Here is a 23,623-nt window from a genome sequence, read left to right on the forward strand (position 1 = left end):
AGCCGCCTTGTGCATGAGAATCCCGCAGCGGCAATGTGAATAAGCCGGGAGCCGTGACCATGCCGTTGATCGATGTCGCCCTTCTTCTCCTTGTCGCCGTGGTCTGGGGCTTCAATTTCATCGTCATCAAGATCGGCATCCAGAATTTCCCGCCGATCCTTTTTTCCGCGCTCCGCTTCCTCTTCGCCGCCCTGCCGCTCGTGTTCTTCCTGCCGCGCCCGGCGGTGTCCTGGCGCATCGTGGTCGGCATCGGTCTCGTGCTGGGCGTCGTGAAGTTCAGTCTTCTGTTCATCGCCATGGATGTCGGTCTGTCGCCAGGCCTCGCATCGCTGCTGCTACAGTCGCAGGTCTTCTTCACCGTCGCGCTGGCGGCCGTATTCTACGGCACTCGCCCGCGTTCCACGCAGGTCGCCGGCATCCTGCTCGCCTTTGCGGGCATGGCGGTGATCGCGGGCACGGTGGATGCCAGCTTCACCTATCTCGGCCTCGGGCTGGCGCTTGCGTCCGGTCTTGCCTGGGCCTTTTCGAACATGCTGACCCGGGCGGCCGGAAACGTCGACATGCTGGCGCTAATGGTCTGGGCCAGCCTCGTGCCGCCGATCCCGCTTGCGCTCATCTCACTGGCGACAGAAGGCTGGGAAAGGGACGTAGTAGCCCTGCAGGCACTCTCCTGGCAGGGCGTCGGCGCCGTCGTCTATATCGCCTATGTCGCGACGATCTTCGGCTTCGGCGTCTGGGGCCTAATGATCCGCAAGCACGGCGTTTCCACCGTCGCACCGTTCTCCCTGCTCGTGCCGATCTTCGGCATGAGCTTTTCCGCCCTCGTGCTGGGTGAGAGTTTCGGCCCCCTTCGGCTCGCCGGGGCCTTGCTCGTCGTCTGCGGCCTTATACTGACCGTGCTCGGCCCACGCCTGATCGACCGGCTGCGCGCATCGCCCGCAGCGCAGAAGGCCGGATAGCTACGCCTTCGGTTGGGTGCGCGCCTGCAGCGCCCGTGCGCCGTTCGGTGCATTCACCTTGCCCGAGGTGATGAAGAAGGCAAAGACGTCACGCGCTTTAGCGGCAGGCTTGGTCTGCAGGTCGATCTTCGGCAGGTCGGACGGCTCGCCGCCGCCAGCCCAATCCTTCAGCCGCCCGGCCCATTCATCCAGTGCCGCTTCCGGATAGCAGGTCTCGATATCGTCAGAGCCCTTTTGCAGGCGGGCATAGACGAAATCCGCCGTCACGTCGGAAATTTCGGGATAGTCCTCGTGCTGGGCATAGACGATAGCCGCATTATACTTGCGGGCAAGCGCCGCGAATTCCGGCACCATGAACGTGTCGTTGCGCACTTCCAGTGCATGTTTCAGCGTCAACCCGTCCAGCTTTTCCGGCAGCAATTTCAGAAAGCCTTCGAAATCGTCCGGTTCAAACTTTTTGGTCGGCGGAAACTGCCAGAGGATAGGGCCGAGATGGTCGCCAAGTTCCGTCAGGCCCTGCGTCAGGAATTTTTCGACGGATTCCCCGCCATCCGCGAGAACCTTGCGGTTCGTCGTGAAGCGGCTCGCCTTCAGTGAGAAGATGAAACCGTCCGGCACTTCCGAGGCCCATTTGGCGAAAGTCTCCGGCTTCTGCGAGCCGTAATAGGTACCGTTGACCTCGATGACCGTCAGCTCCCGGCTGGCGAATTCGAGCTGCCGCTTCTTCGCCAGCTTCTCCGGATAGAAGGTGCCTTCCCAAGGCTCGAAGGTCCAGCCGCCGATGCCGATGCGAATGGTGCCGGTCTTGCTCATGTCATGCTCTCCTCGACTGACAGATACGGCGCCTCACTCGGGCGCGATGAACGGCTGCGAAATCTCCCGGAACACCGGCAGGGCCTCCATGGACGCCGCATGCGCAGCCAGGGCCGGCAAGGCGGCGGGATCGATGAGGCCGGGATGCGCTTCGCTTACATGTCGCCACGCACAGGCCACTGCAATGTCCGCATGGGTCATCCGCCCGAACCAGAATTTTCCCGGCCGCGCAGCGCGCTCGGCCTCCAGCACAGCGAGTACGGCCGATATCTGCGCGCGGCAGCGCTCGACGAAATAGGCCGATGGCGTTTCGTGCAGGTGCATCTCGTAAAACAGGCTGACGCCCTTGTCGGCAAAGCCGGTGGAAAGGGCCATGACCCTCAGCGCCCGCCGGCGCTCCGGTTCGCCCTGCGGGAGCAGGCGTCGTTCCGGGGGAACGAGCCCGTCGATATGATCGAGGATCGACGGGCTGTCGGCCACCACGTCGCCATCGTCCAGCACCAGCGTCGGCACGCGCATCAGCGGATTGATCGCCTGCACCTTGTCGCCCTCGCCGAACACCGACCAGGGCCGATGTTCGAACGGCAGGTCGTAGAGCCGCATGGCGATGGCCACGCGACGTACGAAGGACGAATCGTACTGGCCGATCAGGATCATGCCTATTCCGCCGCCGCTTTCCGCATCGGCCGGCGCTCCAGCAATTCTTTCAGGAACTGGCCGGTATAGGAGCGCTCGACCTTGACGACCTCCTCCGGCGTGCCTTCCGCGATCACCTCGCCGCCGCCATCGCCGCCTTCGGGGCCGAAGTCGATGATCCAGTCGGCGGTCTTGATGACCTCCAGATTGTGCTCGATGACGACGACCGAATTGCCCTGGTTGACCAGTTCATGCAGCACTTCGAGGAGTTTTGCCACGTCATGGAAGTGCAGGCCCGTCGTCGGCTCGTCGAGAATATAGAGCGTGCGGCCGGTGGAACGCTTGGAAAGCTCCTTGGCGAGCTTGACGCGCTGCGCCTCGCCGCCCGACAGCGTGTTGGCCTGCTGGCCGACCTTGATATAGCCGAGGCCGACCTGATTGAGCGTCACCAGCTTGTCGCGCACGGCCGGCACGGCGGCGAAGAACTCGACGCCTTCCTCCACCGTCATGTCGAGCACGTCGGCAATCGACTTGCCCTTGAAGGTAACGTCGAGGGTCTCGCGATTGTAGCGCTTGCCGTGGCAGACGTCGCAGGTGACATAGACGTCGGGCAGGAAGTGCATCTCGATCTTGATGACGCCGTCGCCCTGGCAGGCCTCGCAGCGCCCGCCCTTGACGTTGAAGGAGAAGCGGCCCGGCTGGTAACCGCGCGCCTTGGCTTCCGGCAGACCGGCGAACCAGTCGCGGATCGGCGTGAAAGCGCCGGTATAGGTCGCCGGGTTCGAACGCGGCGTGCGGCCGATGGGCGACTGGTCGATATCGATGACCTTGTCGATATATTCGAAGCCGTCGATGCGCTCGTGCTCGGCCGGAATTTCGCGCGCGCCCATGATGCGGCGGGCGGCCGACTTGTAGAGCGTCTCGATCAGGAAGGTCGACTTGCCGCCGCCGGAAACGCCCGTGACGGCGGTGAAGACGCCGAGCGGGATCGAGGCCGTAACATTCTTCAGATTGTTAGCTTTCGCCCCGACGACTTTGATTTCCTTTTTCTTCTTCGGTTTGCGTCGCTCGCCGGGAACCGCGACGGAAAGCTCCCCGGAAAGATATTTGCCGGTGAGCGACGCGGGATTGGCGATGACTTCCTCGGGCGTTCCCTGGGCGATCACCTGACCGCCATGGATGCCGGCGGCAGGACCGATATCGACCACATAGTCTGCCGTCAGGATCGCGTCCTCGTCATGCTCGACGACGATCACCGTGTTGCCGATGTCGCGCAGGTGCCGCAGCGTATCGAGCAGGCGGGCATTGTCGCGCTGGTGCAGGCCGATGGATGGCTCGTCCAGCACGTAGAGCACGCCCGTGAGGCCGGAGCCGATCTGCGAGGCGAGGCGGATGCGCTGGCTTTCACCGCCCGACAGCGTGCCGGAATTGCGCGACAGCGAGAGATATTCGAGGCCGACATCGTTGAGGAAGCGCAGGCGCTCGCGGATTTCCTTGAGGATGCGGACGGCGATCTCGTTCTGCTTGGCGTTGAGATGCTCCGGCAACGCCTCGAACCAGTCGCGCGCCACGCGGATCGACATCTGCGTCGTCTCGCCGATATGCAGCTTGTCGATCTTCACCGCCAGCGCCTCGGGCTTGAGGCGATAGCCGTTGCAGGCCGGGCAGGGCGCGGCCGACATGTAGCGCTCGATCTCCTCGCGCGACCAGGCCGAATCCGTTTCCTTCCAGCGGCGCTCGAGGTTCGGCACGATGCCCTCGAAGGTCTTCACCGTCTTGTAGGAACGCGCGCCGTCCTTGTAGTTGAACTCGATCTTCTCCTTGGTGCCGTTGAGGATGGCGTTTTGTGCATCCTCGGACAGTTCCGACCAGCGGTTGGAAAGCTTGAAGCCATAGGCCCCACCCAGCGCTTCCAGCGTCTGGTTGTAATAGGGCGAAGAGGATTTTGCCCAGGGCGCGATGGCCCCGTCGCGCAGCGTGCGCTCGCTCTCCGGCACGATGAGGTCCGGGTCGATCTTCTGCTGGCTGCCGAGGCCGTCGCAGGTCGGGCAGGCGCCGAAGGGGTTGTTGAACGAGAACAGCCGCGGCTCGATTTCCGGGATGGTGAAGCCGGAAACCGGGCAGGCGAATTTTTCGGAGAACAGCACGCGCTCGTGCGTCTCGTTCAGCGACTTGTTGGCCGAGCCGCCGGCCGCCGTTTCCTCGACCGGCAGCGGCTTGTCGGCGAATTCCGCGATGGCGAGGCCTTCGGCGAGCTTGAGGCAGGTCTCAAGGCTATCGGCAAGGCGCGAGGCGAGGTCCGGGCGCACGACGACGCGGTCGACCACCACGTCGATATCGTGCTTGTATTTCTTGTCGAGCGCGGGAACGTCGGCGATCTCGTAGAACTGACCGTCCACCTTGACGCGCTGGAAACCCTTCTTCATCAGCTCGGCGAGTTCCTTCTTGTACTCGCCTTTGCGGCCGCGCACGACGGGCGCGAGGATATAGAGGCGCGTGCCTTCGCCGAATTCCAGCACCCGGTCGACCATCTGGCTGACCGTCTGGCTCTCGATCGGCAGGCCCGTCGCCGGCGAATAGGGAACGCCGACGCGCGCGAAGAGCAGGCGCATGTAGTCGTAGATCTCGGTGACCGTGCCGACGGTCGAGCGCGGGTTCTTCGAGGTTGTCTTCTGCTCGATGGAGATGGCGGGCGACAGGCCGTCGATCTGGTCGACATCCGGCTTCTGCATCATCTCCAGGAACTGGCGCGCATAGGCCGAAAGGCTCTCGACATAGCGGCGCTGGCCCTCGGCATAGATCGTGTCGAAGGCGAGCGAGGATTTGCCGGAGCCGGAAAGCCCCGTCATCACGATCAGCTTGTTGCGGGGCAGGTCGAGGTCGATGCCCTTGAGATTGTGTTCGCGCGCGCCGCGAATGGAAATGGTCTTGAGTTCGCTCATGGTGTCCAGCGTCAGAAGGTCGTTGCACATGGCAGAAAGGGTCGGCCCCTATGTAGGGATTGATGGGGGCCTGTCCATGCGCGGTCAGAAGATTCCGTGCCCGTTTCCGATTCGGTTGACAAGAGTGTACGGAATTATTAGAACAAAAAAAGAACGAAAATTCGCAATTGATCTGTGGATTACCACCTCTGCGGGGCGGCGCGGGCGCGCGCCAGTCGATAAGATGCCGCATTCATGTAGTGGAATGATGTCGGGCCTTCTGCCCGCGCGACAACGGGAATTACGGGTATGGCTGGAAGCGTCAACAAGGTGATCTTGATCGGGAATGTCGGAGCGGACCCGGAAATCCGCCGGACGCAGGACGGCCGGCCGATCGCCAACCTGCGCATCGCCACCTCCGAGACATGGCGCGACCGCAACAACGGCGAGCGCCGCGAAAAGACGGAATGGCACAATGTCGTCGTCTTCAACGAGGGCCTGTGCAAGGTCGTCGAGCAGTATGTCAAGAAGGGCGCCAAGCTCTATATCGAAGGCGCGCTGCAGACCCGCAAATGGCAGGACCAGACCGGCAACGACCGCTATTCGACGGAGATCGTGCTGCAGGGCTTCAACTCGACGCTGACCATGCTCGACGGTCGCGGTGAAGGCGGCGGCGAGCGTCGCGGCGGCGGCGATTTCGGCGGCAGCAGCAATTATGGCGGCGGCGCGCCGAGCTACGACGACTACGGTTCGCGCCCGGCATCGGGCGGCGGTGGCGGTGGCGGCGGCAGCCGTTCGGGCGGCGGGTCGCTGTCGCGCGATATGGATGACGACATTCCGTTCTGAGAACGGGAAGAAAGGCCGGCCGCAGCGCCGGCCTTTTTCTTTGGTGCTTCCTGTGTGGGGAGCGTGATGCTTGCCTGCGAGGCTCGGCATGAGCGATGACAAGACGGCAGCAGACGTGCTTTTCCTGCGCCCCGGCGAGGGGCGAGGCTATCCGCTCGGACGGATGAATACGGTCTTCAAGGCGGATCATGGCGAAACAGACAGCGCCTACAGCGTCTCAGAATGGTGGCTGGAGCCGCGAACGGCGGGGCCGGGCGCTCACGCCCATGATGGGAATATCGAGCTTTTTTACGTGATCGAGGGCGTCGCCAGCATCCTTGCCGGCGTGGAATGGCTGGAAGCGCCGGCGGGCAGCTTCATACGCATTCCGGCGGGTGTTCTGCACGATTTCGAGAACCGCACGGATCAGCGGGTCGGTCTGCTGAATGTCTTTCTGCCCGGCGGCTTCGAGGAGAACATGCCGGCGATCTCGACGTGGTTCGCCGAGAACCCGCCCGTCAGCCGATAAAGACCGACTTTATCCCGTCCACCACGAACTGCACCGCAAGCGCCGCCAGAATGACGCCCAGGAGGCGCGTGAGGATGGCGCGGCCGGTATTGCCGAGGAAGCGGTCGATGCGCTCGGCGATGAACAGCGACAGGAAAAGGATGCCGATGCAAAGCGCGAGCACGCCGATGAGCGCGCCGCGCTCGATGGCGGAGGGGAAGGAGCCGGAGAGCAGGATCGTCGCGGAAATCGCGCCGGGGCCGGCGATCAGGGGCAAGGCGAGCGGGAAGACGGCGATGTTGTGGATGTGATCGCGGGTGATCGCCACCTCGCTGGTCTTTTCCTTCCGCTCGTTGCGGCGTTCGAAGATCATCTCGAAGGCGATCCAGAAGAGCAGGAGACCGCCGGCGATGCGGAACGCGCCGATGGAGATGCCGAGGAGCGACAGCACGCTCGCGCCCGTCAGTGCGAAGACGGCGAGGATGCAGAAGGCGATGACGCAGCCGCGCAGCGCCACCTGCTTGCGCTGCGGCCGGGTCATGCCGACGGTGAGGCCGAGGAAGATCGGTGCGAGGCCCGGCGGATCGATGGTCACAAGCAGGGTCGTGATCGCGTTGACCACGAGATCGATATTGAGCATGCGGGCGTTCCCCTCGCCATTGAACGGCCGTTTGGTCGGCCTTGTCGGCGCATTGTTAGGCGAGCGCGGCGCGGAAGGGAAGGGCGGCGGGAAAGTCCTGCCTTTGCGGCCATGAAAATGCGCAAATTGGCGGATTTCCTGAGAAAAGCCTGTTCAAAACCCTTGGCGAAATTGGCGCTTCCAGCCTCGGTAGGCTATAAAATTGCATCTGATTCTGAACAACGATCGTGACCGAAATTGACAGAACAATCGACACCCGGCGGCAAGAACCCTCCCGGCATTGAGCCGATCTCCATCATCGAGGAAATGCAGCGGTCCTATCTCGATTACGCCATGAGCGTGATCGTGTCCCGCGCGCTGCCCGATGTGCGCGACGGTCTGAAGCCCGTTCACCGGCGCATCCTCTACTCGATGAGCGAGATGGGCGTCGACTGGAACAAGAAATACGTGAAGTCGGCCCGCGTGACCGGTGACGTGATGGGTAAATACCATCCGCACGGCGACGCCGCGATCTACGACGCCTTGGCGCGCATGGCGCAGGACTGGTCGCTCCGCCTGCCGCTGATCGACGGCCAGGGCAACTTCGGCTCCGTCGACGGCGACCCGCCGGCCGCCCAGCGTTACACGGAATGCCGCCTGGAAAAGGCCGCCCACTCGCTGCTCGACGACCTCGACAAGGAAACGGTCAACTTCCGCGACAACTACGACGGCACGATGAGCGAGCCGGTCGTCGTGCCGGCAAAATTCCCGAACCTGCTCGTCAACGGCGCGGGCGGCATCGCCGTCGGCATGGCGACGAACATTCCGCCACACAACCTCACCGAGGTCATCAACGGCTGTATCGCGCTGATCGACAATCCGGCGATCGAGCTTCTCGACCTGATGCAGCATATTCCCGGCCCCGATTTCCCGACCGGCGCGCTGATCCTCGGCCGCGCCGGCATCCGCCAGGCCTATGAGACCGGCCGCGGCTCGGTCGTCATGCGCGGCCGCGCCCATATCGAGCCGATGCGCGGCGACCGCGAGCAGATCATCGTCACCGAAATTCCCTATCAGGTGAACAAGGCGACGATGATCGAGAAGATGGCCGAGTTGGTGCGCGACAAGCGCATCGAGGGCATCTCGGACCTGCGCGACGAATCCGACCGCGACGGCTACCGCGTCGTCATCGAACTGAAGCGCGACGCCAATGCCGATGTCATCCTGAACCAGCTCTACCGCTACACGCCGCTGCAGACCTCCTTCGGCTGCAACATGGTGGCGCTGAACGGCGGCAAGCCGGAGCAGATGACGCTGCTCGACATGCTGCGCGCCTTCGTCGCCTTCCGCGAGGAAGTCGTCAGCCGCCGCACGAAATACCTGCTGCGCAAGGCGCGCGACCGCGCCCATGTCTTGGTCGGTCTTGCCATCGCCGTCGCCAATATCGACGAGGTGATCAACCTCATTCGCCGCGCGCCCGATCCGCAGACGGCGCGCGAGCAGTTGATGGAACGCCGCTGGCCGGCCAAGGACGTCGACGCGCTGATCCGCCTCATCGACGATCCGCGCCACCGCATCAACGAGGACCTCACCTACAATCTCTCCGAGGAGCAGGCCCGCGCCATCCTCGAACTGCGCCTTGCCCGCCTCACGGCGCTCGGCCGCGACGAGATCGACGAGGAACTCAACAAGATCGGCGAGGAAATCAAGGATTACCTCGATATCCTCTCCTCGCGTTCGCGCATGATGAATATCGTCAAGGACGAGCTTGCCGCCGTGCGCGACGAGTTCGGCACGCCGCGCCGCACCGAGATCGCCGAGGGCGGTCCGGACATGGACGACGAAGACCTCATCGCCCGCGAGGACATGGTCGTGACCGTGTCGCATGCCGGTTACGTCAAGCGCGTGCCGCTCGCCACCTATCGCGCGCAGCGTCGTGGCGGCAAGGGCCGCTCCGGCATGGCCATGAAGGACGAGGATTTCGCGACACGCCTTTTCGTCGCCAACACGCATACGCCGGTTCTGTTCTTCTCCTCGCGCGGCATCGTCTACAAGGAGAAGGTCTGGCGCCTGCCGATCGGCACCCCGCAGTCGAAGGGCAAGGCCCTCATCAACATGCTGCCGATCGAGCCGGGCGAACGCATCACCACCATCATGCCGCTGCCCGAGGACGAGACGACGTGGGAAAACCTCGACGTCATGTTCACGACGACCCGCGGCACGGTTCGCCGCAACAAGCTGTCGGACTTCGTCCAGGTCAACCGCAACGGCAAGATCGCGATGAAGCTCGAGGAAGAGGGCGACGAGATCCTCAACGTCGAGACCTGCACGGAACGCGACGACGTGCTGCTGACGACGGCGCTCGGCCAGTGCATCCGCTTCCCGGTCGATGACGTGCGCGTCTTCGCCGGCCGCAACTCGGTCGGCGTGCGCGGCATCACGATGGGCAACGGCGACCGCATCATCTCGATGACCATCGTCAAGCATGTCGATGCCGAGCCGTGGGAACGCGCCGCCTACCTGAAGCGCTCCGCCGCCGAACGCCGCGCCAGCGGCGTCGACGAGGAGGATATCGCGCTGGTCGGCGAGGAAGTCGGCGAAGTCGGTGATCTTCCCGATGAGCGCTACCAGATCCTCAAGGAGCAGGAGCAGTTCGTGCTCACGGTCTCGCAGAAGGGCTACGGCAAGCGCTCGTCCTCCTATGACTTCCGCACCTCCGGCCGCGGCGGCAAGGGCATCCGCGCCACCGACACGTCCAAGACGGGCGAGATCGGCGAACTGGTCGCCGCCTTCCCGGTCGAGGAGAAGGACCAGCTCATGCTCGTCTCCGACGGCGGTCAGCTCATTCGCGTGCCGGTCGATGGCATCCGCATCGCCAGCCGCGCCACGAAGGGCGTGACGATCTTCTCCACCGCCAAGGACGAGAAGGTGGTTTCAGTCGAGCGCATCAGCGAGCCGGAAGGCGACGATGACGCGGAATCGGCGGACATCGAAGGCGATATCGAAGCCGGGGACGCCGCACCGGCCGCAGAGGAATAGGCCTGAAGCCTTCCTGAAGACATGAAAAAGCCGGACGGGCAGGGAACGACCGTCCGGCTTTTCATTTGGTGCGGGCAGCCTGGAGGGTGCTGCCCGCCTTGACGGCGGCATGAAGGCGTTACACGCCGAAGCCGCCTGCTTTCGTTTTCAGCTTCACCGCCTTCAGCTCGGCGCGATCCCGTTTCAGGTCGAGAATCGTGCGCGCGAAGTCGAAGGTGAAGACGGCGCTGGTGAAGATCGTGGAAACGATGGTGAGCACTGCCATGATGTTGTCCACCTCAGCGCAGCCACTTGCCGCGCGCGGCGGCCTTGGGCGCAGCCGGGCGATCTTCTTCGCGCAGCGCATGGATCGTTGCGGCAGTCAGCGCGATGAACATGGTCATGCAGAGAAGGGCGAGTGCCATTTTCGTATTCCTTCCAGCCTAAGGAAACGCGTTACTTGTTCCGTTGCGTTCGGTCAGGATAATGCGCGGATGCGAACTTTGTTCCCGACCTCTATGCTGGCACTTAAACATGACGCGCCTGAAATGGTCTTGAACGGCCCATTCACGTAGGGTTCATGTTCTTGGCAGGGGACAGTCGCGGCTGCGACAGGCCGCACCCTTGCGGAAAAAGGCGGTCCATGACACAAGGCGGCAAACGGGACCCCGCCGATGACAGTCGCCTTCTATCCTGGCTCTTTCGATCCGATCACCAACGGTCATATCGACGTTCTGGTGCAGGCGCTCAACGTGGCGTCCAAGGTCGTCGTCGCCATCGGCATTCATCCGGGCAAGACGCCGCTCTTCACCTTCGAGGAGCGCGCCAGCCTCATCCGCCAGTCCCTGTCGGGCGTCCTGCCGGAGCGGGCAGGGGATGTCAGCGTCGTCTCCTTCTCCAATCTGGTGGTCGATGCCGCCCGCGCACATGACGCGCCTCTGCTGATCCGCGGCCTGCGCGACGGCACGGACCTCGATTACGAGATGCAGATGGCCGGCATGAACCGCCAGATGGCGCCGGAAGTGCAGACCGTGTTTCTGCCGGCGGGCGTTGCCTCGCGGCCCATTACCGCCACATTGGTCCGCCAGATCGCGGCGATGGGCGGCGATGTCAGTGCCTTTGTTCCGGCGCCCGTGCTTGCGGCCCTCAAGGCCCGCCAGAAGGGCTGAGTCATAACCTGAACCCCTCAAGGGAGCTATCATGCGCATTCTCCGTCACGCCTTTGCAGGCGCCCTGTTCCTGGCAACCGCCACGAGCGCCTTCGTCGCCCAGGCCGCAGATTTCATCACGATCCAGCTCAAGGACGGCCCGGTCGTCATCGAGCTGAACGACAAGGCGCCCAAGCATGCCGAGCGCATCAAGGCGCTGGCCGCCGAAGGCAAATACGACAATGTCGCCTTCCACCGCGTGATCAAGGGCTTCATGGCCCAGACCGGCGACGTGCAGTTCGGCAACATGGAGAATGGCTTCCAGCCGCAGGCGGCCGGCACGGGCGGCTCCAGCCAGCCGGACCTTCCGGCAGAGTTCTCCGACATTCCGTTCGAGCGCGGCACGGTCGGCATGGCCCGTGCGCAGGATCCGAATTCCGCCAATTCGCAGTTCTTCATCATGTTCGCTCCCGGCGACTTCCTGAACGGCCAGTATACGGTCGTCGGCAAGGTCGTTTCGGGCATGGAGCATGTCGACAAGATCAAGCTCGGCGACGACGCCAACAACGGCTCGGTCACCGACCCGGACCGCATGATCAAGGTCACCGTCGGCAAGTAAGCCCCCAACATTTCGATTTTCGCCTGTTGCAATCGCGAAACCGCGACCCATTTGCGGGGCAGGCTTTAGAAGGAGAGAGACCATGGCCGAGATCAAGGATCCGGAAAACACCATCATCATGGAGACCACGAAGGGGAAGGTGGTCATCCAGCTTCTTCCGGATCTGGCACCGGGACACGTCGCGCGCATCAAGGAACTGGCGCGCGAAGGCGCCTATGACGGCGTCGTCTTCCATCGCGTGATCGAGGACTTCATGGCCCAGACCGGCGACGTCCAGTACGGCAAGACCGGCGGCAAGGACTTCAACCCGGCCCGCGCCGGCATGGGCGGCTCCGAAAAGCCGGACCTGAAGGCCGAATTCTCCAACACGAGCCATGTGCGCGGCACCTGCTCCATGGCCCGCAGCCAGATGCCGAATTCGGCGAACTCGCAGTTCTTCATCTGCTTCACGGATGCTCCCTGGCTCAACAAGCAGTATTCCGTCTGGGGCCAGGTCGTCGAAGGCATGGAAAACATCGACAAGATCAAGCGCGGCGAGCCGGTGCGCGATCCCGACACCATCGTTTCGATGAAGGTTGCCGCCGACGTGGCGGCCTGATAGAAAACCGGCGTTTTCGACCGCGCTCGCCACGGCGGGCGCGGTTTTTCTTTGTGCGCTTTTCAAGGACCGGCACCATGGCTGCATTCCTCTGGGCGCTGCTCGGCATTGCGGCCGGCGCGTGCATCGCAATTCAGGCTCCCATCAATGCCATGCTCGGCCGCGGGCTTGGCATGCCGGTCGCCGCCGCCTGCGTCTCGTTCCTGTCGGGCGCACTCATCCTTGCTCTCGTCGTCGCCACCACGGCCTCCTTCGAAGGCCGCTCGCCCGACTGGCGTGGGCCGGACCTCTGGCTCTATGTCGCCGGCGGCGCGCTCGGCACGGTCTATGTCACGACCGCCATCTTCCTGACGCCGCGCATCGGTGCTGCCGCCGTCATGGCTTTCGCCGTCTCCGGCCAGCTTCTCGCCGGCATCCTGCTCGACCGTATCGGCTTCCTCGGCATGGCCGTGCGCGAAATCTCCATGGGCCGCATTGCCGGCGCTGGACTGCTCGTCGCCGGTGCGCTGATGATCCGCTTCCTCTGAGTTTCCCATGCGCGTCGACCTCTTCGATTTCGATCTGCCGGAAGAAAACATCGCGCTGCGTCCGGTGACGCCGCGCGAGGCGGCAAAGCTGCTCGTCGTCCAGCCGGAAACCGAAACGCCCTATCTCGATCGCACCGTCGGCGACCTGCCGTCGCTGCTGCGCGCGGGCGATGCGCTGGTCTTCAACGATACGCGCGTCATCCCGGCCCAGCTCGAAGGCATCCGCCATCGCGAAGGAGCGGGCGGCCAGAAGGTGTCCGCGACGCTGCACATGCGCATTGCCGGTGACCGCTGGAAAGCCTTTGCCAAGCCCGGAAAACGCATCAAGCTCTACGACCGCATCACCTTCGGCGCGGGCGAGGAACTCTCGGCAATCGTCGAGGAGAAGGGCGAGGGCGGCGAGGTCACCCTGCATTTCGACGCGTCCGGCCCCGCGCTGGACCGCGCGATCGCGACGGTCGGCCATATCCCGCTGCCGCCCTACATCGCCTCCAAGCGCGCCGACGACGAGGCGGATCGCAAGGACTACCAGACGATCTATGCCCGCGAGGAAGGGGCCGTCGCCGCGCCCACCGCCGGCCTCCACTTCACCGATGCGCTCTTCGAAAAGCTCGACGCGCTCGGCGTCGAACGGCATTTCGTGACGCTGCATGTCGGTGCAGGCACCTTCCTGCCGGTCAAGGCGGACGATACGACCGAGCACGTCATGCACGAGGAGATCGGCTACGTCTCCGAAGAAACCGCTGCCGCGCTCAACGCGGTGAAGGCGAGGGGCGGGCGCATCGTCTCGGTCGGCACGACCTCGCTGCGCCTGCTCGAAAGCGCAGCCGATCCGGATGGCACGATCAAGCCCTGGTCTGGCGCGACGGGCATCTTCATCACCCCCGGCTACCGCTTCCGCACGGCCGACATCCTGATGACCAATTTCCATCTGCCGAAGTCGACGCTCTTCATGCTCGTTTCGGCCTTCTCCGGCCTCAAGACGATGCGCGGCGCCTATGCCCATGCGATCTCGACCGGCTACCGCTTCTATTCCTACGGCGACTCCAGCCTGCTTTTCCGGGACCACCGATGACCGATACCTTCCAGTTCAAGCTTCTCGCCACCGACGGCAAGGCCCGCCGCGGCGAGGTCTCCATGCCGCGCGGCACGATCCGCACGCCGGCCTTCATGCCCGTCGGTACGGTGGGCACGGTCAAGGCGATGTATCTCGACCAGGTGCGCGAGCTTGGCGCCGACATCATCCTCGGCAACACCTACCACCTGATGCTGCGCCCTGGCCCGGAGCGCGTCGCCCGCCTCGGCGGCCTGCATGAGCTGATCCGCTGGCCGCACCCGATTCTCACCGATTCGGGCGGCTTCCAGGTCATGTCGCTCTCCGGCCTTCGCAAGCTCGACGAGCAGGGCGTCACCTTCAAGAGTCATGTCGACGGTGCGCTGCACCACATGTCGCCGGAGCGCTCTATCGAGATTCAGGGCCTGCTCGACAGCGATATCCAGATGCAGCTCGACGAATGCGTGGCGCTGCCGGCGTCCCCGAAGGAAATCGAGCGCGCCATGGAAATGTCGCTGCGCTGGGCCGAGCGCTGCAAGGTGGCCTTCGGCGACCAGCCGGGCAAGGCGATGTTCGGCATCGTGCAGGGCGGCGATATTCCGCATCTGCGCGTCCGCTCCGCCGAGGCGCTGGCCGAGCTGAACCTCAAGGGCTACGCCATCGGCGGCCTTGCCGTCGGCGAGCCGCAGGAGGTCATGCTCGACATGATCGACACGACCATCCCGCACATGCCCTTCGAGAAGCCGCGCTACCTGATGGGCGTCGGCACGCCGGACGACATGCTGAAATCCGTCGCCCGCGGCATCGACATGTTCGACTGCGTGATGCCGACCCGCTCCGGCCGCCACGGCCTCGCCTTCACCCGCCGCGGCCGCATCAATCTGCGCAACGCCCGCCATGCCGAGGACATGCGCCCGCTGGACGAGGAATCGAACTGCCCGGCCGCCCGCGACTATTCGCGCGCCTACCTGCACCACCTCATCCGCGCCAACGAATCCCTCGGCGGCATGCTGCTGACCTGGAACAACCTTTCCTACTACCAGGACCTGATGGCCGGCATTCGCAAGGCGATCGAGGAAGGCCGCTTCGCCGACTTCATGGCGGAAACGCAGGAGAACTGGGCGAGGGGCGACCTCGCCCCTCTCTGAGGCCCAAGGTCAGATTTCCGGCCCCGGCGCGGCGCGCACCATATGCACGCCATTGATCCTGTAGCTGCCGTTCGGCTGCTTCAGGAGCTGGTATAGCGCCGTCCAGTCCTTGCCGTCCGGCCCGGAGATCAGCACCTCCTGCAACACCATGTCGCCCTCGACCTTCGAACGCCCGAAGGCGAAATTTCCCGGCCGATAGACCGGCGCATAGCCTTTCCTCACCATGTCGAAGAAAACGCCTTCCGTCGGGAATTTTTCCCGGATGGTCGGCGAGGCGAAGGAATAGGCCGTCTTCGCATCGCCCCTCAGGAAAGCGGCGATCTGCTTCTGGATAATATCCTGCGCGGTATCGACCGGCTCCTGCGCCATCGCCGCCGACAGCGGAAGGCAGATACAAAGGAACATGGCGGCTGGCATTTTCATGGCGCGCACTCCCCCAGAGACATATCAGGATAGCATGCCGGGCACGCAGGAGCGTGCGCCTTTTTCTCAAGGAGGAAATTCTATTTATTAGAATAAAAACAATTTAGTATCACATTGTATTAAAGCGATACAGAAATTGGATTGCAACGTTGGCAGCTACATCTTTCGAAAGATGATGACCTCGGAATCCTGATAGGGCGAGCGCGCGAACGCCTGGAACCCGTGCCGCTCGGCAAGGCGTATCGACGCCGCATTGTCCGGGTCGATGATGCAGGTGATCTGCTTGCCGGGATGGTTGGCCGCCGCCCAGGGCAGGATCGTCCGCAGCACTTCGCTGGCATAACCGCGCCCCTGGAAATCCGGATGCAGGCCCCAGCCGGCCTCCAGCGTGTTCTCGACGCTGGGCGTGAGGGCGCGTCGCATCTCGTGGAACCCGGCCTGTCCGATGACCCGCTCGGAAGCCTTGTCGACGACGGCCCAGAACCCGAATGTCATGACCTGCCACATGCCGATGTGACGCAGGAGCCGCGTCCACGACTGCTCGCGCGATTGCGGCACGCCGCCGATATAGCGCACCATCTCCGGTAGCGCCCACATTTCGGCCAAGGCATCGAAATCCTCGATGCGCGAGCCGCGCAGGATGAGACGATCGGTTTCAAGGACGGGAACGTCGGGCATCGGGAATCACACGCAGACCAGGGATTGAACAGGCGGAAGGAACCGGAATTTGCCCGGGCGAGGGCGCTTGTTCAAGTCGCGGCGCACATGGGCAACAGGCGGTGGGGGCAGGATACGAATCATTGCACTCTGGGTTGGCGGTGCTAAGGTTCTTGCAATGACCGGAAACCGCAGGGAGCGCGAAAGGTCACATTCCAATCGGAGCAATCCGGCCGGGAGCGCCCGCAAGCGTTTCCGCCAACCCGCCGAAAGCCTGCGCGATGCAAGAGGACCACGATGCGCCGAAGCCGCGCGAACAAGGGCCGCCATCGGGCGTGATCTTTCTCTCGATCCTTCTCTTCGTCGTCTGGCTGATCATCAACGCCTCGTTCGAGGTGCCGATCCTCATTGTCGGCGCGGTCGTATCGGTGGCGCTGGCGCTCGTCTTCGTGCGCCGCAGCACTGTCTGGAACATCCCGGTCACGCCGGCGCGGGTCTTTCATTTCATCGCCTATACCGGCGTCTTCCTCGTCGAGCTGGTCAAGGCAAATATCGAGATGCTGCGCTATGTCTATGCCCCGCGCATCGACATCCGCCCGGGCATCGTCAAGGTGAAGATGCCGCTCAAGACCCCGCTCGGCCGGCTCGCCCTTGCCAATTCCATCGCCTTGACGCCCGGCTCGCTCGTCATGGACCTGCAGGGCGACGATCTCTACATCCATTGGCTCGACGTGAAGACCACCGACACGGAAGAGGCGGCGCGCGCAATCACCGGCCCCTTCCAAAAGCATCTGGAGGCGGTGTTTGGCTGATATCATCCTGAAGATCGCCATCGTCCTGATCTTCTTCAGCATCGTCTTCTGCCTGCTGCGGCTGGTGATCGGCAAGACCGCGGTCGACCGCGTGGTCGCCATCGATCTGCTGACGGTCGTCACCATCTCGCTCGTGGTGCTCTACGCGCATATTTCGGGACGCTTCGTCTATGTCGACGTCGCGCTGGTCTATGGCCTGCTGAGCTTTCTGGCGGTTCTCGCCATTGCCCGGTTTCTGGAAAGAAGGCCCTGAGCGATGGTCGAGCTGCTGATCCTTTTGATGTGCGGCGGTATCCTGGCAAGCGGGGTGCTGGCCATCGTCCTTGGAAACCTGATGGCGGCGATGGTGAGCGCGGGCCTTGCGAGCCTCTTTGCCGCCGCGTCCTACGTCCTTCTCGCCGCGCCCGACGTCGCAATGGCCGAGGCGGCCATCGGCTCCGGCCTCTCCACGCTGATCTTCCTCTACACGATCCGCAAGACGGGCGGCGGAGGAACAGCCGATGAATGAGCTGGCCGGCAGCATCGTGATCCTCGTCGGGGCCTTCTTCCTGTTTTCCGCCGGTGTCGGCGTGCTGCGCATGCCCGATGTCTTCACGCGCATTCAGGCCGGCACGAAGGCCTCGACGCTCGGCAATATCCTCGTGCTCGCCGGCCTCGGCCTCTATCACCCCGACTGGGCGCTGAAACTGCTGATCATCGCCTATTTCGTTCTGCTGACCAATCCGCTGGCCTCGCATGCGCTGTCGCGGGCAGCCCATTCCATCCGCACGCTCATGGCCGCGACGACCGTCGCCGATGCGCTGCGCGACGACAACGACAGCGCCGGCGAGGAGCGGTCATGAAACGCCTCTTCAGCCTGATCGCCGTGCTTGCCTTCGCGGGCCTTTTCGCCACCCTTGCGCTCGACTACGACGAGCGCGGCGCGGTCTCCTCGCTCGCCAGGCACTACCTGACCGAGGTTCCCGCCGATCTCGGCGCGCCCAATGTCGTCACCGGCATCCTCATCACCTTCCGCGGCTTCGATACGCTAGGGGAGGTGGCGGTCCTGTTCATGGTGGCGGCGAGCGTCGGGCTGCTGCTCTCCGGCAAAGGGGAGGGCGGCGAACAGGCCAGGGACGACGAGGCGCGGCCGCCCCCGAGCGAACTGGTGCGCAACGGTGCGGAAATCGTGCTTCCGATGATCTTCCTCTTCGGCGCCTATGTCATCCTGAACGGCCATCTTTCGGCCGGCGGCGGCTTCCAGGGCGGCGCGGTCGTGGCCTCCGGCGTCATGCTGCTGATGCTGGCCCACCCCGCCAGCGCGATCAACCACGCGGTCCTCAGCGTGACGGAATCGCTGGCGGGCGTCGTCTATGTCCTGATCGGCATCCTCGGCATTGCGCTCGGCAGCGGCTTCCTCGACAGCCATATCCTGCCGCGCGGCGATTTCGGGGCATTCATCAGCGCGGGCGCCATCCCGGTGATTTCGGCTCTCCTCGGCATCAAAGTGGGTGCCGAGCTGAGCGTCATCATCGATCGGTTTCGCAGCTAGACGGGACGGGGAGCGCGATGGGATTGCCGATTTCGCAGATACTGCTTTGCACGGGGTTCGTCCTCATCCTCATCGGATTCTGGGGGATGCTGACGCATCGCAACATCCTGCGCATCATCATCGGCTTCTCGCTCATCGACACGGGCATGCACATCGTCCTCGTGGCGACCGGCTATATCACCGGCGGGACCGCGCCCATCGTCGATACGGCGCTCTCGGCCACGGACGCGGCGACGCGCGCCGTCGACCCGATCCCCTCGGCGCTCGTGGTGACGGCCATCGTGATCGGCTTTTCCGTCAACGCCATCCTGCTGGCCTTCGCCATCAGGCTCCATGCCGCGAAGAAAACCCTGTCGATCGACGCATTGACGGAGTCTAAATGGTAGAGGCCCTCGTCCATCCGATAAACATCTTCCTGCTGGGCCTGGGCGGCGGCTTCCTCATTCCGTTGCTCTACAAGATCGGCAAGCCGCTGCCGGCCATCGGCTTCGTCGTCGCGCTCCTCGGCATGACGGCCATTTCCTGCATCGGCCTGTGGCGGGTTCTGGAGGCCGGCGCACCCGTGGAGATCCTGACGGCCGGCAGCGTCCCGCCGTTCTCCATCAATCTGCGCTTCGGTCCGTGGGAGGCCTTTTTCGCGGCCTGCGTCAACGTCGTTGCAGTTCTCGGCGCCTGGCAGCTTCGGGATCGGCTGCGCACCAGCTACGCGGCCCTGCTGCTCTACCTGATCCTCGTCATGGGGATCAACGGCATGGTCATGACGCGCGACCTGTTCAACCAGTTCGTCTTCCTGGAGATCATGTCGATCGGCACCTACGGTCTCCTCGGCATGGAGCGGACGCCGGCCGCCTTGTCCGCCAGCTTCAAATACATCATGGCGACCGTGGTCGCCTCGTCCTTCTTCCTGCTCGGCGCGGGCCTTCTGTACCACGCGACCGGCACGCTCAACATCGACGCCATGATCGCGGGCAGGGGAGAGATTGCCGGCGCCATCGGCACCAGTGCGGTCCTCTTCGTCCTTGCCTGCCTTGTGCTGGAGCTGAAGCCGTTTCCCGCCAACGGCTGGGGGCTGGACGCCTACGAGACGGCCCCCGGAGGCGTTGCGGCCCTGATCTCCGTCGGCGTGTCGGCCGGCGTATTCTTCGCGCTTTTCAAGCTGCTGCCGCTGTTCGAGAATTATCTCGGCATCCTAGCCCTGTCGGGCGGCGTGACCTTCCTCTTCTCCAATCTCGCAGGCCTGCGGCAGACGAACGTGCAGCGCATGCTCGGCTATTCCTCCATCGCCCAGATGGGTCTGCTGACGCTGGCCCTCGCGCTTCTCCACCAGCTCGGCGCGCAGCAATCGCTGCCGCTGGTCGTCGGCGGTCTCTTTATCAATCACCTTCTGGCGAAGGCCGGCCTGTTCTGGCTGGCGGCCGCGGTATCGCGGCCCGAAATCGACCGCTGGTCGGACCTTGCCGGAAACCGTCTCGTCCTGTCCGTTCTCGCCGTGCTGGTGGTTGCGATCGCCGGTCTGCCGCCATTCCCCGGATTCTGGGCGAAATGGGAACTCGTCATGCAGGCCGCCGACGGCGGGAAATCCGTCTGGATCGCCGTCATCCTGATCGGCTCGCTGCTCGAGGCGGCCTACATGTTCCGCTGGTTCAAGCACGCGACGCGCCCGCACGCCGCAGCAGACCGTTCCGCCGAAACGGACCTTCCGCTCGCCAGCCTTGCCCCGGCATTGGGCGCGGCCGTGCTGTTGTTCGCCGCCGGGTTCGTCGCGGCCAGCTTTGCAGGCGCGGCTTCGCTGTGGCTGTTCACGCCGCTCTATGTCGGTGGCGCGCTGTTCCTTCTCGACGCGCTTCCGGGGCGCGTCAAGTGCGGCCTCATGCTGGCGGCCGTCGCGCTGTGCGGCGCATGGATCATCCGGGACGTAACGGGTCTGCGCGCGCTCTTCGCCATTCTGCTGCTCGCCGGCGGTGTCGTGGTGGCCTTCGCAGGCCTCTACCGTTCCGATGCCCGCCGCGGCTTCCATGCGATGATGGCGGTGCTGCTTCTGTCCATCGCAGCCCTGTTCCGCGCCGATACCGGCCTCGAATTCTTCTTCCACTGGGAAATCGTCACGCTCTCCAGCTATTTCCTCATCGCCCAGCGGCCGGGTGCGCATCCCTATGTGCTGCAATTCCTGCTGTTTTCGCTGGTTTCGGCCTTCTGCCTGCTCGCGGGTTTCGGGGCGGCCGCCAGCGCGAACGGCAGCCTGTCGCTCCAGGCCCTTGCGACAGCGGGGCCGGAAGCGACGCGCGCCTTCATGCTCCTGGCGCTCGGCTTCCTCATCAAGGCGGGCGCTGCCGGCGTCCATGTCTGGCTGCCCGGCGCCTATGCCGAAGCGGATGACGACCTGTCGGCCATGCTTTCGGCCGTGATCAGCAAGGTTGCGGTTTTCGGCCTGTTCATGGTGACCTATCTCGCCATCCGCTCCGACGCCGGCCTTGAAATGGCGCATCTCATGGGATGGATCGGCATGGCGACGACGATTGCGGGCGCGGTCATGGCGCTCCAGCAGACCGACCTGAAGCGCATGCTCGGCTATTCCAGCATGAGCCAGATCGGCTATATCGTCACCGCCATCGCACTGATGAGCCATCTCGGCTGGGTTACCGCATTCTATCTCGTGGCCAACCACCTGATGGTGAAGGGCATCCTGTTCCTCGCGGCCGCAGCCGTCATCCTGCGCACCGGCACCCGGTTGTTCGATGAAACCGGCGGGCTGGCGCGCAATATGCCGTTCACCTTCGCGCTGGTCCTCGTCGCCCTTGTCTCAATGTCCGGCCTGCCGCCGCTTGCGGGCTTCGGCGGCAAATGGCTGTTGCTGAGCGCCATGATGGACAAGGGATGGTACGGCCTTGCGGTCGCCGGCGCGGTCGCCACCTTCATCGGCTTCCTGTACATGTTCCGCTTCGGCTATTCGATCTTCCTCGGACCGAAACGGCCCGCGCACGCCGCCGTCGCGGAAGCGCCCCTGGCGCTCCTGGTGCCACAATTCCTGCTGGCCGCGGCGATTTTCCTGCTCTCGTTCTTCCCGAAGCTGGTGATGGAGCCGGTCTCGGCCGCCATCGATCCATATTTCGCCTCGACGCTCGTCTGGAAAGGTATGTCGCTCGAAACCATCTACGGCTACTGGAACCCGCTGCCCGTCATGGCCGTGAGCGTGGGCATTGCCGCCGTACTGCTTGCAGTCTTCCTCATGGTCTACAAGGCGGCGAGGGGACGCATCGCGCCGAACGGCACGGCCCATTTCTTCGCCTTCTACCGACGCGCACTCGCGCCGCTCGGCGTGCCGCTCGCGACCCGCCTGTGGGACAGCGTCTGCGATGCGACAACCGGCGCAGCCGGACTGGTGCGCCGCGTCTATACCGGCAACGGCCAGACCTATGTGCTCCATGTGCTGTATTATGTGCTGGCGCTGTACATCCTCGGCACGCTGCAGCTCCTGCCGACCTGATCCGCCCATCCGAGCCCGGTCTGGTCAACGGGGACAGGTGAGCACGGAGCGCCAACAGAAAGGCAGCGGCAAAGCGAAGACATTGAAATCACTGGCATGTCGCACTTGGAAATAGAATGTACCCCTGTGAGCTCAAGCCGAGACGCGACTTGCGGGCTTGGTGATCCTATCCTCCCGACCGCATCTGCGCGAGCAGCTTCTGGCGGAAGACTTCGGCCGGCGTCTTGTAACCGAGGCACTTGCGCGGTGTCGTGTTCAATCGATCGCAGATCTCCTTGAGGTCATGGTCGGTGATCGAGAGCGGATCGACATCCCGCGAAAGCCATTTCCTGGCCCGACCATTCGTGTTCTCGACCGTGCCTTTCTGCCAGGGTGATTGCGGATCGCAGAACCAGGTCGCGGCGCCGATGCCGGCTCGCAGGTATGGCCAGTCGGTAAACTCGGTCCCACGGTCGAAGGTGATCGAGCGGCGTGCACGATGGGGCAGGGCCTGCAGCACACCGATGAGCCGCGCCATGATCGGCCGGGACTGGCGGTCGTTGTTGCGTAGGAGAACGGCGAAGCGGCTGACGCGTTCGACCAGCGACGTCACGTTCGCCTTGCCGAACTTCTGGCAAAACTGGATGAGGTCGCATTCCCAGTGTCCGAATTGCTTGCGGTCGGCGACGGCATCCGGGCGGCGCAGGATGTTGAGATCCGGGCTGAAACGCTGGCCATGCCGGCGTCTGGCATGGCGCGGCCGGCGTCGTGCACGATGTTCCGGCAGGTGCTTCCAGAGCTTGATGGCATGTCCGTCCGCCGAATAGGCAAACTTGTAAATCGTCTCATGGCTGACGGAAATCGGATGGCGCTCCAGCCGCATCCGGCCCGCGATCTGCTGCGGCGACCAGCCATGCACGATCCGCTCGATGACCGATTGGCGGACATGCGAGAAGCGCGCAAGCTTCCTGAGCTTGGTCCGACGCTCGCAGGCCATGTCATGCGCGGTCACGCAATGATAGCTGCTCAGTTCCGGCCATTCCTTGTCGATGTAAACGTTGCGCCGGACCTCACGGAGAATCGTCGAGCGATGGCGTCCAAGCTTCTCCGCGATGGTGTCAATACTCAGACCAGCATGACGCCAGCGGGCGATCCTGCGGCGTTCATTTAGGTCTATGTGGGAGTAGGTGCGTTTCATGGCAGCGTCCTTGCGGTTGATAACCCATTGGCATCATTCGCAAGACGCACTTCAAACTTGAACCCACCCCCGGCATACACAAAAGTCGCATAAGATAGATTATGGAACGTGCATGACTACGGACAGCCCGTTCCCGCAATTCCGCC

At 63.9% G+C, this 23,623-nt stretch carries 26 protein-coding genes; 17 read left to right on the forward strand and 9 right to left on the reverse strand.

Going from position 1 to position 23,623, the window contains the following annotated elements; translation table 11 throughout:
• The first annotated feature begins 59 nt into the window (after window positions 1-59).
• Entirely contained in the window at window positions 60-959 is a 900-nt protein-coding gene (locus K8M09_RS08035) for an EamA family transporter (protein ID WP_160784230.1), read from the forward strand.
• On the opposite strand, the gene K8M09_RS08040 is transcribed toward K8M09_RS08035, so the two are convergent.
• From K8M09_RS08040 to uvrA, 3 genes are read right to left on the reverse strand one after another with little or no spacing between them, the layout of a single operon-like run.
• Window positions 960-1,772, reverse strand: coding sequence for a DUF72 domain-containing protein (locus tag K8M09_RS08040; protein ID WP_160784231.1), 813 nt, complete (start codon window positions 1,770-1,772; stop codon window positions 960-962).
• Window positions 1,773-1,805: 33 nt separating this feature from the next.
• Window positions 1,806-2,429 (reverse strand): glutathione S-transferase family protein, encoded by a 624-nt coding sequence (locus K8M09_RS08045; RefSeq protein WP_160784232.1) that lies wholly within the window; start codon window positions 2,427-2,429, stop codon window positions 1,806-1,808.
• Window positions 2,430-2,431: 2 nt separating this feature from the next.
• Window positions 2,432-5,350, reverse strand: a complete 2,919-nt coding sequence (uvrA, locus tag K8M09_RS08050) for an excinuclease ABC subunit UvrA (protein ID WP_160784576.1) — start codon at window positions 5,348-5,350, stop codon at window positions 2,432-2,434.
• Between the two features lie 288 nt (window positions 5,351-5,638).
• Here uvrA and K8M09_RS08055 point away from each other — a divergent pair, with 288 nt between their 5' ends.
• Together K8M09_RS08055 and K8M09_RS08060 are read left to right on the forward strand one after the other, a co-directional pair.
• Window positions 5,639-6,175, forward strand: a complete 537-nt coding sequence (locus tag K8M09_RS08055) for a single-stranded DNA-binding protein (RefSeq protein ID WP_160784233.1) — start codon at window positions 5,639-5,641, stop codon at window positions 6,173-6,175.
• A gap of 88 nt (window positions 6,176-6,263) precedes the next feature.
• Complete coding sequence (locus K8M09_RS08060; protein WP_160784234.1) at window positions 6,264-6,683, forward strand: cupin domain-containing protein; 420 nt, start codon at window positions 6,264-6,266, stop codon at window positions 6,681-6,683.
• Here K8M09_RS08060 and K8M09_RS08065 read toward each other — a convergent pair.
• On the reverse strand, window positions 6,673-7,302 hold the full coding sequence (locus K8M09_RS08065) for a MarC family protein (RefSeq protein WP_160784235.1): 630 nt from the start codon (window positions 7,300-7,302) through the stop codon (window positions 6,673-6,675). The genes K8M09_RS08060 and K8M09_RS08065 overlap by 11 nt on opposite strands.
• A 237-nt stretch (window positions 7,303-7,539) precedes the next feature.
• Here K8M09_RS08065 and gyrA point away from each other — a divergent pair, with 237 nt between their 5' ends.
• Window positions 7,540-10,320, forward strand: a complete 2,781-nt coding sequence (gyrA, locus tag K8M09_RS08070) for a DNA gyrase subunit A (RefSeq protein WP_160784236.1) — start codon at window positions 7,540-7,542, stop codon at window positions 10,318-10,320.
• 118 nt (window positions 10,321-10,438) lie between these two features.
• Here the strand turns inward: gyrA and K8M09_RS08075 are convergent, their stop codons facing one another.
• Window positions 10,439-10,585, reverse strand: a complete 147-nt coding sequence (locus K8M09_RS08075; protein WP_160784237.1) for a hypothetical protein — start codon at window positions 10,583-10,585, stop codon at window positions 10,439-10,441.
• 13 nt (window positions 10,586-10,598) lie between these two features.
• Window positions 10,599-10,724, reverse strand: coding sequence for a hypothetical protein (locus K8M09_RS23655; RefSeq protein ID WP_267500184.1), 126 nt, complete (start codon window positions 10,722-10,724; stop codon window positions 10,599-10,601).
• A gap of 249 nt (window positions 10,725-10,973) precedes the next feature.
• Here K8M09_RS23655 and coaD point away from each other — a divergent pair, with 249 nt between their 5' ends.
• The 6 genes from coaD (at window position 10,974) to tgt (ending at window position 15,393) form a co-directional block, all read left to right on the forward strand.
• Complete coding sequence (gene coaD, locus K8M09_RS08080) at window positions 10,974-11,468, forward strand: pantetheine-phosphate adenylyltransferase (RefSeq protein WP_160784238.1); 495 nt, start codon at window positions 10,974-10,976, stop codon at window positions 11,466-11,468.
• A gap of 31 nt (window positions 11,469-11,499) precedes the next feature.
• Window positions 11,500-12,066 carry a peptidylprolyl isomerase gene (locus K8M09_RS08085; protein WP_160784239.1) on the forward strand — a complete coding sequence of 189 codons (567 nt, stop codon included), beginning with the start codon at window positions 11,500-11,502 and terminating at the stop codon, window positions 12,064-12,066.
• Window positions 12,067-12,148: 82 nt separating this feature from the next.
• Entirely contained in the window at window positions 12,149-12,664 is a 516-nt protein-coding gene (locus K8M09_RS08090; protein ID WP_160784240.1) for a peptidylprolyl isomerase, read from the forward strand.
• A 77-nt stretch (window positions 12,665-12,741) separates the two neighbouring features.
• Complete coding sequence (locus tag K8M09_RS08095) at window positions 12,742-13,191, forward strand: DMT family transporter (RefSeq protein WP_160784241.1); 450 nt, start codon at window positions 12,742-12,744, stop codon at window positions 13,189-13,191.
• Between the two features lie 7 nt (window positions 13,192-13,198).
• Window positions 13,199-14,266: a tRNA preQ1(34) S-adenosylmethionine ribosyltransferase-isomerase QueA gene (gene queA / locus K8M09_RS08100; protein ID WP_160784242.1), complete on the forward strand. Its 1,068-nt coding sequence runs from the start codon at window positions 13,199-13,201 to the stop codon at window positions 14,264-14,266.
• Window positions 14,263-15,393: a tRNA guanosine(34) transglycosylase Tgt gene (gene tgt, locus K8M09_RS08105; protein WP_160784243.1), complete on the forward strand. Its 1,131-nt coding sequence runs from the start codon at window positions 14,263-14,265 to the stop codon at window positions 15,391-15,393. The genes queA and tgt overlap by 4 nt, the downstream gene beginning before the upstream one ends.
• Window positions 15,394-15,402: 9 nt before the next feature.
• On the opposite strand, the gene K8M09_RS08110 is transcribed toward tgt, so the two are convergent.
• Window positions 15,403-15,816 (reverse strand): DUF4864 domain-containing protein, encoded by a 414-nt coding sequence (locus K8M09_RS08110; RefSeq protein ID WP_170299380.1) that lies wholly within the window; start codon window positions 15,814-15,816, stop codon window positions 15,403-15,405.
• A 156-nt stretch (window positions 15,817-15,972) separates the two neighbouring features.
• The gene (locus tag K8M09_RS08115; RefSeq protein ID WP_160784245.1) at window positions 15,973-16,494 is read right to left on the reverse strand and encodes a GNAT family N-acetyltransferase; all 522 of its coding nucleotides are present in this window, start codon (window positions 16,492-16,494) and stop codon (window positions 15,973-15,975) included.
• Between the two features lie 260 nt (window positions 16,495-16,754).
• On the opposite strand from K8M09_RS08115, the gene K8M09_RS08120 reads away from it, so the two are divergent.
• The 7 genes from K8M09_RS08120 to K8M09_RS08150 all read left to right on the forward strand — a co-directional run bounded on the left by K8M09_RS08120 (window position 16,755) and on the right by K8M09_RS08150 (window position 22,300).
• Window positions 16,755-17,285, forward strand: coding sequence for a Na+/H+ antiporter subunit E (locus tag K8M09_RS08120; protein ID WP_160784246.1), 531 nt, complete (start codon window positions 16,755-16,757; stop codon window positions 17,283-17,285).
• The gene (locus tag K8M09_RS08125) at window positions 17,278-17,538 is read left to right on the forward strand and encodes a monovalent cation/H+ antiporter complex subunit F (RefSeq protein WP_160784247.1); all 261 of its coding nucleotides are present in this window, start codon (window positions 17,278-17,280) and stop codon (window positions 17,536-17,538) included. The genes K8M09_RS08120 and K8M09_RS08125 overlap by 8 nt, the downstream gene beginning before the upstream one ends.
• Window positions 17,539-17,541: 3 nt before the next feature.
• Window positions 17,542-17,793 (forward strand): hydrogenase subunit MbhD domain-containing protein, encoded by a 252-nt coding sequence (locus K8M09_RS08130; RefSeq protein WP_160784248.1) that lies wholly within the window; start codon window positions 17,542-17,544, stop codon window positions 17,791-17,793.
• The gene (mnhG, locus tag K8M09_RS08135) at window positions 17,786-18,127 is read left to right on the forward strand and encodes a monovalent cation/H(+) antiporter subunit G (RefSeq protein WP_160784249.1); all 342 of its coding nucleotides are present in this window, start codon (window positions 17,786-17,788) and stop codon (window positions 18,125-18,127) included. Before K8M09_RS08130 ends, mnhG begins: the two co-directional genes overlap by 8 nt.
• On the forward strand, window positions 18,124-18,816 hold the full coding sequence (locus K8M09_RS08140; protein WP_160784250.1) for a Na(+)/H(+) antiporter subunit B: 693 nt from the start codon (window positions 18,124-18,126) through the stop codon (window positions 18,814-18,816). The genes mnhG and K8M09_RS08140 overlap by 4 nt, the downstream gene beginning before the upstream one ends.
• An 86-nt stretch (window positions 18,817-18,902) precedes the next feature.
• A complete protein-coding gene (locus K8M09_RS08145) occupies window positions 18,903-19,202 on the forward strand; it encodes a sodium:proton antiporter (RefSeq protein ID WP_229342243.1) in 300 nt (99 codons plus the stop codon).
• Entirely contained in the window at window positions 19,196-22,300 is a 3,105-nt protein-coding gene (locus K8M09_RS08150) for a complex I subunit 5 family protein (RefSeq protein ID WP_160784252.1), read from the forward strand. Before K8M09_RS08145 ends, K8M09_RS08150 begins: the two co-directional genes overlap by 7 nt.
• A gap of 166 nt (window positions 22,301-22,466) precedes the next feature.
• On the opposite strand, the gene K8M09_RS08155 is transcribed toward K8M09_RS08150, so the two are convergent.
• The gene (locus K8M09_RS08155; RefSeq protein WP_160784253.1) at window positions 22,467-23,477 is read right to left on the reverse strand and encodes an IS30 family transposase; all 1,011 of its coding nucleotides are present in this window, start codon (window positions 23,475-23,477) and stop codon (window positions 22,467-22,469) included.
• Between the last annotated feature and the right edge of the window lie 146 nt (window positions 23,478-23,623).

This window comes from Shinella zoogloeoides, from assembly GCF_020883495.1.
GTDB lineage: Bacteria > Pseudomonadota > Alphaproteobacteria > Rhizobiales > Rhizobiaceae > Shinella > Shinella zoogloeoides.